The organism is Gordonibacter faecis (genome assembly GCF_030077735.1).
Classification (GTDB): Bacteria; Actinomycetota; Coriobacteriia; order Coriobacteriales; family Eggerthellaceae; genus Gordonibacter; species Gordonibacter faecis.
On record NZ_JASJEU010000024.1, the window covers coordinates 211,983 to 224,878 of the forward strand.

The following is a 12,896-nucleotide window of genomic DNA, read 5'->3' on the forward strand; positions in this document are numbered from 1 at the left end:
TCATCCCCAACTCAAAACGGATGGCACGGCAGCCAAGAAGACGTCAATGTCGGCCTCAGTGGTGCCGCGCCCCATTGACAGGCGCAGGGCTCCTTGGGCGCGGTCGGCATCCACACCGAGGGCGCGTAGCACGTGACTCGGCTCAAGCGAGTGCGACGCACAGGCCGACCCACCCGCCACACCGAAGCCCTTCATGTCGAAGCGCAGCACCAGCGTTTCGCTCTCAAGTCCGTCGGCCAGAACATGCACGATGTTCGGCAAAAAGTCCTCGCTGCCCGGCTCAACCTCCACCGTGGCCTCGAGCCCACGAACTGCGGAAAGGCCCGCATACAGCCTGTCGCGCAGAGCGCGCTGACGCGCCGCTTCGGCCTCCTGCGCCACGCACGCCGCGTGACACGCAGCCGCAAAACCCGCCGCACCGCACACGTTTTGCGTGCCGCTGCGCCGCCCCGACTCCTGGCCGCCGCCAAGCGCCTGCGGTTCAAAAGGCGTGCGCGCCTTCAGGTACAGCGCACCAACCCCCTTGGGGCCACCCACCTTGTGCGCAGAAAACGACGCGGCATCCACGCCAAGTTCCACCACGTTTAGCGGCACCTTCCCAAGCGCCTGCACGGCGTCGGTGTGGAAGAGCGCGCCCGCCGCGTGCGTCACGCGTGCAAGTTCGGCCACGGGCTGAATGCTGCCCACTTCGGAGTTCGCAGCCTGCACCGACACGAGCACGGTGTCGCCATCAAGCGCCTCTTCCAGTGCGCGCACTTCCACGAAGCCCTGGCGGTTGGGCCGCAAGCGCGTCACGCGAAAGCCCCAAGCCTCCAGACGCTTTGCGGGCGCCAGCACCGCGTCGTGTTCCACCGCCGAGGTGATGACGTGCGGCTGAAAAGTGCTGCCCGCGCCCGCGCGGCGACGCTCGGCGGCAGCGGCCTGCGCGATGCCCAGTACCGCCATGTCGTCGGCCTCGGTGGCACCCGAGGTGAGCACAATTTCGTCCGGGCGGGATGCACCCAGGTCATGCGCGAGCGAGCGGCGGGCATCCTCCAGCGCGGCGAACGCGGCGCGCCCAGGCCCATGCAGCGAGTTCGCATTGCCACCCAGCGCCAGGTTCGCCCGCCCGCTGCGCAGGTAGGGCTCCATGGCGGCCGCGGCTTCCTCGCAGAGCGGCGCAGTGGCGGCCCAGTCCAAATACACGTAGGTCTCAGGGTCAAACGCCATGCTAGCGCGCCTCCTTTTCCGCCGCCAAAGCGGCCAGGCGCGCCTCGTCGGCAATGCGCGCGACCTCGGCGAGCGCGGCAGCCGGGTTAGGCGTGGCGAACACGGCGTTGCCGCACACGAGCACATCAGCCCCCGCCGCAGCCACACGCGCGGCCGTCGCAGGTCCAATGCCGCCGTCCACCTGGACAAGCGGGCTCGCGCCCACCGCGCGCGCCATCTCAACCACGCGCGCCACCTTGTCCTCACTGCCTTCAATATAGCTTTGGCCCGAGAAGCCAGGTTCCACGCTCATGACCAGCACCATGTCCACATCGGCAATGACCGGCGCCAACGCGCCCACACCCGTGCGCGGCTTCAGGCTGACCACCGCCTTCGCACCCGCGGCATGAATGGAAGCAAGAGCGCGTGCGAGGCCATCGGCGTCCAGCACCTCGGCGTGAACGGTGACATAATCCGCGCCCGCATCCAGAAACCACGGCAGTTGCTCTAAGGGGTTCGCAATCATGAGGTGCACGTCAAGCGGCAGTGACGTGGCCTTCTTCAACTGCTTCACCACGGGCACACCCATGGTGAGGTTCGGCACAAAGTGGCCATCCATGACATCGACGTGCACAAACCCCGCGCCTGCCTCTTCGATCAGCGCAACGTCTCGCCCAAGGTTCATGAAATCGGCCGACAGAAGGGACGGCGCTATTCTCACCGGTTCGAACATACGGCACTCCTTATCCGTTTGCGTTGCCCTCATTCTATCGCACCCGCCCGCGCACCCTTTGCCGCGCCCCGACGACGCGAAGAAAACCACACGCACACGGCGAGTGCGAAGAGATGGTTGAGGCCGCTGCTCCAAGCTGGCGCGCGCGGCGACACACTATATAATAGGTGGAACCGACTGGAAGAAGGCTCGCATGCCCACGCGTTCCGCCACGTACTTCGTGTACCGCACCCCACACGGACCCGTTACCATCCGCACGGTGGAAGACGGCGTGACGAATGTGGCGTTCGGCGACGTTGAGCTGGAGGGACAGCGACACCCAAGCGAACTCTCCAACCGCACGGCGACTGAGCTGCTGGAATACTTCGCGGGCAAACGGCGAGCGTTCGACGTGCCGCTCGCGCCGGAAGGCAGCGCGTTTCAACAGGCCGTATGGGACGCCGTGGTGGCTCTCCCCTATGGCGAAGCGCACACCACGGCTGACGTGGCGCGCGCGCTCGGCAAGCCTGAGTCCTACCGCTCCGTGGGCACCGCCGTGCGCAAGAACCCGCTTCCCGTGTTGGTGCCCGACCACCGCATTGTGAGTGCGAACGGCCGGCCCACCGGCGCTGGCGCCGCCGCGCGTCTGCGCGGGGCGCTGCTGGAGTTGGAACGCCACACGCTTACGAGCGAAACCGGCTGACAGCTCGCCTGCCCCGCAGCCCGAAGCGCCGCATGCCCGCCGAGGGCATCGACGCGCCGCGGCCATCACGGCCAGCCCGCTGAGCCCAGCTTCCACCCCACCCTGTTCCCGACCCTGCCCGAAAGGCACTTCATCGCATGAACGTCTACGTTTCGAACATTGTTATTGCCGCCGTCACCTTTCCGCTGCTGGCACTGGTGATTACCCTTCCCTACCTTATTTATCAGTACCGCAAGTTTGGATCGGTGCCGTGGCTGCGCACGTTCATTGTGTACTCGTTTGTGTTCTACCTGCTGTGCGCGTATTTCCTTGTGCTGCTGCCGCTGCCGGAAAACCGCTCGGCCGTGGTGCCCTATGCGCAAACGCCGCAGCTGGTGCCGTTCAATTTTGTGCGGGAATTCCTGGCGGAAACCACGTTTTCCGTAAGCGACCCCACCACGTGGCTTCCCGTGCTGCGCGACCCGTATGTGTACGAGGCCCTGTTCAACGTGCTGCTGCTGGTGCCGCTGGGCATGTATCTACGCTACTACTTCAGGCGCACGTGGTGGCAGACGCTGGGCCTGGGATTTTTGGTGACGCTGTCGTTTGAGCTGACGCAGCTCACCGGGCTCTGGGGAATCTATGCACACCCCTACCGCCTGTTCGACGTCGACGATTTGCTGCTGAACACGCTCGGCGCCATGGTGGGCTTTTGGGCCGTGGGCCCAGCGATGCGCGTACTGCCCGACATTCGTCTGGTGAACGAGGAAGCGCGTGAAGCCGGTGTCCGGGCAAGTGTGACGAAGCGCGCGCTGTCGTTTTTCATCGACCTCTTTTTCGCGTTTATTGCCTCATCTGCGGTGGCGTTTATCCTGAGCCAGTTTGGGGTGCCGGGCACCGCAACGGCGGAGCGCGGCTTCGAGAACCTCACCACCTGGGCGCTTGAGCTGCTGGTGCTGGGGGTGTTCTTCGTGGTGATTCCCACCATCACGCGGGGGCAAACGCTGGGCCAAAAGATTCTGCGGCTGCGCATCGTGCGCTCGGACGCGTCACAGGCGAAGTGGTATCACTATCTTGCGCGCTACGGGCTGCTGTATCTGCTGGTGATAGCGCCGCTCGCCCTTCTGACGGGCATCACCCGGCTTGACGCGAGCACCGCCAGCGAGATGGGAAGCATTGCCAGCCTTGCAGTGCAGTATCGCACGGCGCTTGTGGTGGTATGGTGCGCAGTGATGGCGGCGTGGGTGGTTTCGCTTTTCGTGCGCGCCGTGCGTGCGTGGCGCTTGAAGCGCCCGTTCATTATGCTTAATGGCCTGTTGAGCGGCACACGCGTTATGACGTGCGCCGGTGTGGAAGAGATGCGCGAGCGCCGCAGCGCGCTTGACGTGGCCGAGGTGGTGGCCCTTGAGCGCGCCATCGAGGCCGACGGCACACCGCTTTCGGCGCTCATGGATCGCGCGGGCAAGGCGGTGGCCGAAGAGGTGCGCACGTGGGTGCCCGATCCGGCGCGCGTCGTGGTGCTGTGCGGCGCAGGCAACAACGGGGGTGACGGTTGGGTGTGTGCTCGCGAGTTGGCGCTAGCGGGCTATCCGGTCACGCTGGTGGCACCCGACCTGGCCGAACGTTTGCGCGCTGAGCCGGCACGCTCAACGGCGGCCGCGGTGTTTTCGGATGCGGCCGAGCGCGGGCTACCCTTGACGGTACTCATCGCGCCCGACACCGACGTGCTGAACGACACCATCGACAAGGCGGCGGCCGTGGTGGATGCCCTCTTGGGAACAGGCTTTTCGGGCGATGAAGTGCGCGAACCCTATGCCAGCTGGATTCGCGCTGCGAACCGGCGACGCTTCGAGGGAGCGCGCGGAAAGGGCCGCGGGCGGCACCGCAAGCGCTCGCATGAGCGGGGCGACCACGAGCGCCGGCGCGGCGTGCCGCGACGGGTGGAGGGTGCTCCCTTCGCCGTGGCGGTAGATGTGCCGAGCGGACTTTCGGCACAGACCGGCATGGCCGCGCGACCCTGCTTCGCGGCCGATGCCACGGTAACCATGCTGGCCTTCAAGCCCGGCCTCACCGTTCCCGCCGCCGCGCGCTGGACCGGTGCCGTTAAGCTGGCGAAACTCGACGTTGACGTAGCCACGTACCTTCCCCGCCTGCGAGCGCAGAACGAGGAAGGTACACCGGAACTTGCGGAGACGCACGAGCGCCCCGCAACAAAGAACTAGATATAGAAGCCGCAGCAGGTTCCGTCTTCGTAGTAGCTCACGCGCATGGGATCGGACACGTTCTCGAATTCAATGATTTGCACGACGGTCACAAATTCGCGACCGTCCCTCTCGTCCTGCAAAAACGACACGTCGCCGTAGCTTTTGAACTCGCCGCATTTGTCGAGCGCCGGATCAATGGTTTTGGCCAGGTCCTCCGCCGAGGTGCCCTCCATCTTCACCAGTTCATACAGCTTGTCGTAGTCGCGCGCCACGAGCGCGTCGGCCACCTCAAGCCCGCGTTCGGTCAATTCGGCCTCGTTGGCCCACGACGGCAAGCCCGTGGTTGCCTGCTCGCCGCCACCCGATGAGCACCCCACCACACAGAGCGCCACCACCGCAGCTGCTGCTAGTGCCACCACCAGTTTCAGTTTTCCTCGCATAGCACATCCTTCCCTTCCTTCGAAACCTTTACCCTTTGAGCCCAGGCAAGCGCCCCGCAAAGAGGACCCTTCCCCTCAACGAACACTTCAACCCAGTATAGCGAAGAATCAAGCCCCCCCCCCCCCAGCGCTTGGCGGCTCCTTCGTTCGGTGAGCGGTTTACTTGGTGGTGTTTACGGGGATTTGCAGGCGGTTGCCCGCGCTCGCGATAAAAGTGTGACGCAGGAGCAAGCACAAACGCATCGCTTTTTCCCCATAAAAAAGGCCCTCCTTCGGATGGGGGGTCCGAAGGAGGGCTAGGCAGTACGCACAGAGGAGAAGGGGAAGGTGCGCATGCTCATCGTGCCCGTCGGGAGGTTTGAGAGAGAGGGGGGTTCACACGAGAGACGAGACGACGGGACACTCGAATAGGTTTGGGGGGGTTATCCTTGGGACGCGTCGGCATCCTTGCTGACCACGCTGCCGAGAATATCCTGGGCGGCTGACGACTGAACGCCCAGCTCATCCATCATATCTTTGACTTCGCCCACACCCTCGGCGAAGTGGTCAGCCTCAGAAGGATCAAGGTACTCCAACAGCGCGAGCAACTCGCCCATGTGCTCTTTTTCCTCGTTCGCAATGTCAAGAAGCACTTTGCGCGCCACCTCGTCATCGGTGGCCGCCGCGTGAGCCTCGTACAGCAGCGCGGCCTCAAGCTCGCTTGCCAGATCCACGCGGATCGCTTGGACAAGCTCACCCTTGGTCATCGTGCGCGGCACGTTAGCGACAAACGGGTTGGCGAAACTGGGCATTTCTCGCTCCTTCTCAAGGCAACCGCACCGGTACATCGAGGGGCGGAAGAGGTCTTCGTTATCAAGCGAGACCCAGCATAGGCGAGGCCCAGAGGCGTCGCAACGCTTTGCCGGGTTTGGTAAAGGCCCGGTCAACGCGTTGTTACGCGGACGTCAAGAAAGCCCGTAGAATTCGGTGGTCAGCGGGCGGCTGGTGAGCGCGTGCGCCACGTCGCGCGGATCGGCGCCTTCCCACACAATGCTGCGCACCACATCGGTGATGGGCAGTTCCACGCCGTAGCGCTCGGCCAGCGTGCTCAGCGTTTTGCACGCAAGCGCGCCCTCGGCCACCATGTGCGTTTCGTTGGTGAAGTCGGCCAGCGTCATGCCCTCGGCCACCATTTTGCCGAAGCGGCGGTTGCGCGAATGCTCGGAGGTGCAGGTGGCAATGAGGTCACCCGTGCCAGCCAGCCCCATGCACGTGAGCGCCTCGCCGCCGGCGCGCACCACGAGGCGGCTCATCTCGGCCAGGCCACGTGTCATAAGCATAGCGGCCGTGTTGTCACCATAGCCCAGCCCATAGGACATGCCCACCGCAATGGCGATGACGTTCTTGAACGCCGCACACAGCTCCACGCCGCACACGTCGTCGCTCGTATAGGTGCGGAAGGTGTCCGTGGCAAACAACTCCTGGAAGAGTTCAGCCGTTTCAGACGAGGGGCTGGCAATAACCGTGCCGGACGGCACGCCTTTGATCACTTCTTCGGCGTGGTTCGGGCCCGACAACACCGCGAAGCGCGCTGCGTTGCCCATTTCGGCTTCGAACACTTCCACCGGCAAAAGGCCACTGCCCTCTTCGACACCTTTCGAGCAGATGATCACGGGGAATTCGGCGTCCACCACATCGGCGAGCGCGCAGGCGACACCACGTAGCAGGTTCGACGGCGTCACAACGACGGCCGCGCGCGAGCGCAGAAGGGCGTCTTGGTATGAGACGGTGGCCACAATGTTTTCGGACAGGGCGATTTCGGTTAGGTAGCGCGGGTTGTGATGCTTGGTGTTGACAGCCTTCACCACTTCGGGCTTGCGTGCCCACAGCCCCACGTTGTGCCCGTTGCCGGCCAACAATTGCGCCAACGCCGTCCCCCACGACCCCGCACCAATGACGCCAATTTTCATGTCCATCCCTTTCCACCCAGGTCGTTCGTAACGTCAGCGAGCAAGCACCGTTCGTAGGTTAACCGTAGGGCAAGGGCTCTGCCCTTGCCGTCAACCACGTTTGACCAGCAGGTTTATTCTCGTTGAGCGGCAAGGGTAGAACCCTTGCCCTACGGAGCACCTGCAAGGAAAATTGTTGTTGTAGTTCCCCCGCAAATTGCGAAAAACCGACACTGGTTTTCCGCCTTCGGCGGAACGGGCGCTCTGGAGAGCGCCCCTACGAACGACTCCCGATTTTACTCTCTTCGCCGGACATCAGGCGTTTGATGTTGCTTCGGTGGGCCCAGATGACGGTGAGGGCCGCCAGTGTGCAGCATGCCCAGGCAATCCAGTCGCCCCAGAAAAAGTACAGCGCGAAAAACGGGCACGCCACGGCCGCGGCGATGGAACCCACCGACACGTGCTTCGTCGTCACCACCAACACGGCGAACAGCAAAAGCTCCAGGCAGGCGCCCACCCAGCCAAACGTCACAAACAAGCAGCCAACGGCAACCGCAATGCCCTTGCCGCCCTTAAATCCTAGCCACGGGCTAAAGATATGCCCCCACGTGCAGCCCAGAAACGCCACAGCAAGCATGGTGTCATAGCTGACGAGCGCCCCCGGCACAAGGCCCGCACCTGGCAGGAAGTTCCATGCAAACGCCCAGGCCAGAAGCCCGGACAGAAGGCCTTTCCCGAAATCCAGCACGAACACCGCGTAGCCACCCACCTTACCCATGGTGCGAATGGCGTTCGTGGTGCCAATGTTTCCCGAGCCGTGCTCGCGCAAATCAGTGTGGTAAAACACCTTCGAAATGATAAGGCCCCAGGGGATCGACCCCAGAAGGAACGCCGCAACAAACAGCGCGGCTGCAACCAGCAAGTCCTGCATTCCTCTTCCTTAGTCCTTCTTCTTGAACTTCAGTTTAATGGGCGTGCCCACCAAGTCGAAGCTTTCGCGCAGACGGTTCTCCAGGAATCGCTCGAAGTTGTCGGTGACCACGTCGGGGCGGTTCGCGAAGAACGTAAACTGCGGCGGGCGCGTGGCGGTTTGCGTCACGTACTTCATGCGCAGGATGACTTTGCCCTTGGTGACCGTGTGGCCGCTTTCGCGGATTTCGGCCAGCCACGTGTTCAGCTTGTTGGTGGGGATGGTGCGGTTGAAGTTCTCGTAGGCCTCGTCGATGGCTTCCCAGATGCGATCCACCTTTTTGCCGGTGAGCGCCGAGATGGCGATGATGGGAGCGTAGCCCACGAACATGAGGCGGTCGGCAATGCGCTCGCGGATTTCGGCTTTGGCCTCGGGGCCTTCCACGAGGTCCCACTTGTTCAGCACAATGACCATGGCACACCCGCGCTCGGCCGCGAAGCCTGCCACGCGTTGGTCCTGGTCAGTGAGGCCCAGCGTGGAGTCAATCACCAACAGCGCCACGTCGGCGCGGTCGATGGCGCGCATGGCACGCACGAACCCGTAGTATTCCACGTCTTCATCGATCTGACTCTTGCGGCGCAGGCCCGCCGTGTCCACGATGGTGTAGCGCTGGCCGTTGTGCGTGATGTGCGTATCGATGGCATCGCGCGTGGTGCCGGCCACATCAGACACGATGGAGCGCTCGTTTTGCGTCAGGCGATTCGTGAGCGAGGATTTGCCGGCGTTCGGGCGGCCGATAATGGCCACGTTGATGCCATCATCTTCGTCATTTTCTTCTGACAGTTCCACGCGACGCAACTCTTCTACCAGGGCATCCAGCAAGTCGCCGGTGCCGTGGCCGTGCGTAGCCGACACGGGCCACGGATCCCCCAGCCCCAGCTGGTAGAACTCCCACAACTCGTCGTCGCGGTTGGGCGTGTCCATCTTGTTTACGGCAAGGAACACGGGCTTCTTCGTGCGACGCAGGATGCGCGCCACCTCTTCGTCGTCGGCGTTGATGCCGGTTTTGCCGTCCACCAAGAAGATGATGACGTCGGCTTCGTTTGCGCCGGCCAGCGCCTGGTTGCGGATGGATCCTTGGAAGGCGTCGTCGTCGCCCATCTCAATACCGCCGGTGTCGACGAGCTTGAACTCGACGCCGTTCCAGTCGGCTTCATGGTACGAGCGGTCGCGCGTGACGCCGCGCATCTCGTGGACGATGGCCTCGTCGGCCTGGGCTATGCGGTTCACGAAGGTGGACTTGCCGACATTCGGCCGTCCCACCACCGCGACGAGTGGTAAAGGCATGGTTGTCCTCACAAATAACGGTTCGGTTAGGGGCCGGCTTCAGCGTCCGGCCAGGTCGATGATCTCGCTCAGATAATCGGTTGCGTTACAGGATACCACGGCCACACGCGCGCCCGACCGCTTTCCCATATCCTCCAAAGTCATCCCATCGAGCGTCACCGCATCGTCATTAAACACGACGCGCGGAATGAGGTAGAGGGCGGAAGGGCTCGGGAGTGTATCGTGCGCGTTGAGCGCGGCGGCGGCGGTGCGCGTTGCTTCCGCGGCGCGGATGGCGGCGGCCATGTCACAACCGCACAGAAGCCCGGTCACGTCCACGTTGCCGCCGAAGAAGTGGTTGTCTACAAAGAGGGGTTCAAAGTGGCTGGTGAGAAGACCGCGGGCTACGAGCGGCGTCAGGAAGTCGCGCGTGGCCTGGCCCACCAGATAGCGCACGTCCAAGTTCGCGGTTTGCAGGGTATCGGCGGCGCGGGCTACCAGGCCGGTGCGTTCGGCTTCTTCCCAGTCGTCCACGAACGAGCGCACAATACCCACGCCGTCCTCGAACATGGCGAAATCGCCGTAAAACTCCGTGGGCGGCAGGTTGTCCAGCAGTTGCGCGCCGAAGGCGTTGCGGTAGAACTCGTCGGCGGGATAGGCCCACACTTCGCCACGCTCGGCAAGCGCGCGCTCCTGGAAGGGACGCACCAGGTCAAGCACCCCGCGCGCAGCCGCCGGGTCATTGAAGCTGGTGGTGAAGACACTCTGGTGGCGCGTGTAGCCCAGCGGCACAATACACACATCCAGAATGCCGGGGCGCACAAACGCCCACTCAAGCGTGTCGGTGAGCACCTCGCCGTCGTTTTCGCCCGGCACGAGGACTATCTGCGCGTGGAATTCCACGCCCGCAGCAAGCAGCCGATCAAGTGCCGCCAGCCCGTGAGCTGCATGTTTGCCGATAAGCCGTCGGCGCGCCTCGGCGTCAGCCGCATGCAACGACACGCGCAGCGGCGAGATACACTGTTCGATGATGCGCCCTTCATCTGCGGCAGTGAGGTTCGTAAAGGTGACAAACGTACCCGAGAGGAAGCTCAGGCGGAAGTCGTCGTCGCGCAGGCTGAGCGAGGGGCGCATGCCGTCCGGCAGCTGGCGCATGAAGCAAAAGGTACACGCGTTGCGACACTGGCGCACGCCGTCATACACCACGCCGTCGAATTCCAGGCCCCAGTCCTCCCCCAGTTCGCGTTCGAGCACCACCGTGCCCGCATCGCCATCGAGGTCGAGGTAGCCCAGTTCCACCTCATCATCTGCCGAAAGCCAGCGCCAGTCGATGAGGTCGCGCAACGGCTGCCCGTCCACGCTGGTTATAAAGCACCCCGGCTCAAACCCCGCGTCGAAAGCCGGGCTGTCCGGAGCCACCGCCACAATCCGCGCCCGCGGCTCCTCCGCACATGCACGGCACCGCGCAGCCCCTTCGGCCTGATCAACAATATCTTTCGACGGATAGGTGCTCACCAACGTCCTTTCAGAACTCGCCCTAAATTCAACAAAAGCGCACTTATAGTATTTTCACCCAGTTACGTTTTCGCATTAATACTATAAAATTTTATAGTATTAAATAACCGCACTACCCAGAACTCAAGAGTTCGATAAGCCCTCTTTAAAAGGAAATGACAATACAAGATTAAATGCAACCAATTAGTATTTTGATAAATCAATTCGATCTGAATTTGCCTTAAAAACTTTGGAATAAAACAACGAAAGCGCCGGAGGAGGTAAAATACATACCTTTCGGGCGCTTTGCTAAACTACATACTACTGCGATTTCACTTGATGTCAATGATTTCTCTCTGACGATTAATAAACCACAAATGCTTGATACTTCTCATCTCCCGAGCATGTTTTCTGAGTTCACGCTCGATCACCTCGTCTGGTAGCTTTTTCATTCTCCGAGCATCGATAATAATGTTCGGTGATTGATGCAATGCTCTACGTATGTTGCGGTCAATAGCCCGTACGTTGTCTGCCTTCGGAGCTTTCATTTCCCAAACAAGTCCATTAATAAGTACATCTGCAGAGGTTCTTCTGTTTTCTTCGCTTCGGCGAATGAATTCTACTGTTATACCAACTTTCGCAAGTGCTTGAGCGCTTTCATATTCTTGATCCCAAATATTGAGACCTGGCGAAATAATTATTTTTCCGGAATCGCATTTCATATTCCTTAGTATACAACTAACAACATACTAATTTGACTATTTTAATCATTATTTATTATAGCTAGTGCTCTTGGTTCTTTATCCCATCGAGTTAAATGAACGCGAATTATAGTATTTCCGACAATTACGTTTTAGCAGTAATACTATAAAATTTTATAGTATTACTGTAGCCGTGGGCGATTTTCCCAAACTGTGTGACGCACTTACACACTGTTTGTCCCTGAATTGGGGACGAAGCATATAACAACGACACGATTTACGGCAATCGAGACACTGGGATCACCAGAAACCACAACAGGCGCGCCTGTGATGGGGAGGCGCGCCTGTTGGGATTGTGGCAGGGCGGGTGTCCCGGCCGCTGGTTGCCGCCTCTAGGAGGCTCAGGCGGTACTTACCACGTAGGAGAGGTTAGCTACAGAAACTTCGCCATCTCCTGCGAGGTAGTTGAGTTGGGCTCCATCCGGCAAAAACAGACTGAAATCGACCAAGAGCGTGGATGGGTTATCGATGGTTCCCGCAGCAATAGTCCAACCTTCACCAGGAATGGTTGTTGTTGCCGTCGTGAGAGGAACCTGAACGGTCGATCCGGAGGCCGCAGGCGGCGTCAGCAGAATGCGCGTACCGTGCAAGGTTGCAACACCGACAAACAGTGAGTCAGCTCCGGAATCCTGTGAACTTTCAACTGCGGTTACCTTAATAGCTCCCGCGCTTGTGGAAGAAAACTCAAGGTTTTTCTGACCAGTGACCTCCCCTAAAGCATTTACCTGAATAAGTGCGGAAGTTGGAAAGCTGCACTTTATCTTTAAGGCCCAGTGAGCATACAGCGTGGCGTCCGAATTCTTATCCCAAATGTGCACCCCTACGCCTTCCTGGTCATAGTACTGCGTGCCGCCAGTTGGCTTGTCGAAGTAACCCAAGAACGTATAGCCAGTCCGCTCCGGCTTCGGCACCTTGTCCGGAACTTTACCGTAAGCAACATCAATAGTTGAGTTCGGCCCATCGCCACCGTTGCTGCTTAACGTAATGGTATAGATCGCAGAGTTCGTCACAAGAATGCTGAGTTTTGTTGCATCGTTACCAGAGCCGCCTTGACCCTTACTGGAGTCAACTACAAGAATGCCAAGCAGCGTACTTCCCGTGTCAGCAGCAAGTGCCCTTGCAACAGGCAAGGTAAACGCCAGAACTACTGAAACAAGGAGAAACAAAAGCGCGGACAGCATGCGCTGCGTGCGTGACTTCGGTATATATCTCGTGCTCAGCATAACTAGCACGTTCCTTTCTTCCAACCCG

General features: G+C 60.9%; 12 protein-coding genes. 2 read left to right on the forward strand and 10 right to left on the reverse strand.

The genetic code is table 11. The features are described 5' to 3' along the window. Both QNJ86_RS12875 and rpe read right to left on the reverse strand, forming a co-directional pair. Complete coding sequence (locus QNJ86_RS12875; protein ID WP_283833049.1) at nt 1-1,209, reverse strand: cysteine desulfurase family protein; 1,209 nt, start codon at nt 1,207-1,209, stop codon at nt 1-3. A 1-nt stretch (nt 1,210) separates the two neighbouring features. Continuing rightward, nucleotides 1,211-1,921: a ribulose-phosphate 3-epimerase gene (gene rpe, locus QNJ86_RS12880; protein ID WP_283833050.1), complete on the reverse strand. Its 711-nt coding sequence runs from the start codon at nt 1,919-1,921 to the stop codon at nt 1,211-1,213. Nucleotides 1,922-2,114: 193 nt separating this feature from the next. Here rpe and QNJ86_RS12885 point away from each other — a divergent pair, with 193 nt between their 5' ends. Both QNJ86_RS12885 and QNJ86_RS12890 read left to right on the forward strand, forming a co-directional pair. Beyond that, entirely contained in the window at nt 2,115-2,603 is a 489-nt protein-coding gene (locus QNJ86_RS12885) for a methylated-DNA--[protein]-cysteine S-methyltransferase (protein WP_283833051.1), read from the forward strand. Nucleotides 2,604-2,740: 137 nt separating this feature from the next. Continuing rightward, nucleotides 2,741-4,804 carry an NAD(P)H-hydrate epimerase gene (locus tag QNJ86_RS12890; protein WP_283833052.1) on the forward strand — a complete coding sequence of 688 codons (2,064 nt, stop codon included), beginning with the start codon at nt 2,741-2,743 and terminating at the stop codon, nt 4,802-4,804. On the opposite strand, the gene QNJ86_RS12895 is transcribed toward QNJ86_RS12890, so the two are convergent. The 8 genes from QNJ86_RS12895 to QNJ86_RS12930 all read right to left on the reverse strand — a co-directional run bounded on the left by QNJ86_RS12895 (nt 4,801) and on the right by QNJ86_RS12930 (nt 12,868). Beyond that, nucleotides 4,801-5,226 (reverse strand): hypothetical protein, encoded by a 426-nt coding sequence (locus QNJ86_RS12895; protein WP_283833053.1) that lies wholly within the window; start codon nt 5,224-5,226, stop codon nt 4,801-4,803. The genes QNJ86_RS12890 and QNJ86_RS12895 overlap by 4 nt on opposite strands. Nucleotides 5,227-5,648: 422 nt before the next feature. Continuing rightward, nucleotides 5,649-6,017, reverse strand: coding sequence for a demethoxyubiquinone hydroxylase family protein (locus QNJ86_RS12900; protein WP_283833054.1), 369 nt, complete (start codon nt 6,015-6,017; stop codon nt 5,649-5,651). Between the two features lie 153 nt (nt 6,018-6,170). Then, nucleotides 6,171-7,175 (reverse strand): NAD(P)H-dependent glycerol-3-phosphate dehydrogenase, encoded by a 1,005-nt coding sequence (locus tag QNJ86_RS12905; RefSeq protein WP_283833055.1) that lies wholly within the window; start codon nt 7,173-7,175, stop codon nt 6,171-6,173. 256 nt (nt 7,176-7,431) lie between these two features. Further along, nucleotides 7,432-8,085 (reverse strand): glycerol-3-phosphate 1-O-acyltransferase PlsY, encoded by a 654-nt coding sequence (gene plsY / locus QNJ86_RS12910; protein WP_283833056.1) that lies wholly within the window; start codon nt 8,083-8,085, stop codon nt 7,432-7,434. A gap of 9 nt (nt 8,086-8,094) precedes the next feature. After that, nucleotides 8,095-9,411, reverse strand: coding sequence for a ribosome biogenesis GTPase Der (gene der / locus QNJ86_RS12915; RefSeq protein WP_283833057.1), 1,317 nt, complete (start codon nt 9,409-9,411; stop codon nt 8,095-8,097). 39 nt (nt 9,412-9,450) lie between these two features. After that, nucleotides 9,451-10,908, reverse strand: a complete 1,458-nt coding sequence (locus QNJ86_RS12920) for a DUF512 domain-containing protein (protein ID WP_420052739.1) — start codon at nt 10,906-10,908, stop codon at nt 9,451-9,453. A 308-nt stretch (nt 10,909-11,216) separates the two neighbouring features. After that, nucleotides 11,217-11,606 carry a CdiA C-terminal domain-containing protein gene (locus QNJ86_RS12925; RefSeq protein WP_283833059.1) on the reverse strand — a complete coding sequence of 130 codons (390 nt, stop codon included), beginning with the start codon at nt 11,604-11,606 and terminating at the stop codon, nt 11,217-11,219. Nucleotides 11,607-11,986: 380 nt separating this feature from the next. Further along, nucleotides 11,987-12,868, reverse strand: a complete 882-nt coding sequence (locus QNJ86_RS12930) for an InlB B-repeat-containing protein (RefSeq protein WP_283833060.1) — start codon at nt 12,866-12,868, stop codon at nt 11,987-11,989. Between the last annotated feature and the right edge of the window lie 28 nt (nt 12,869-12,896).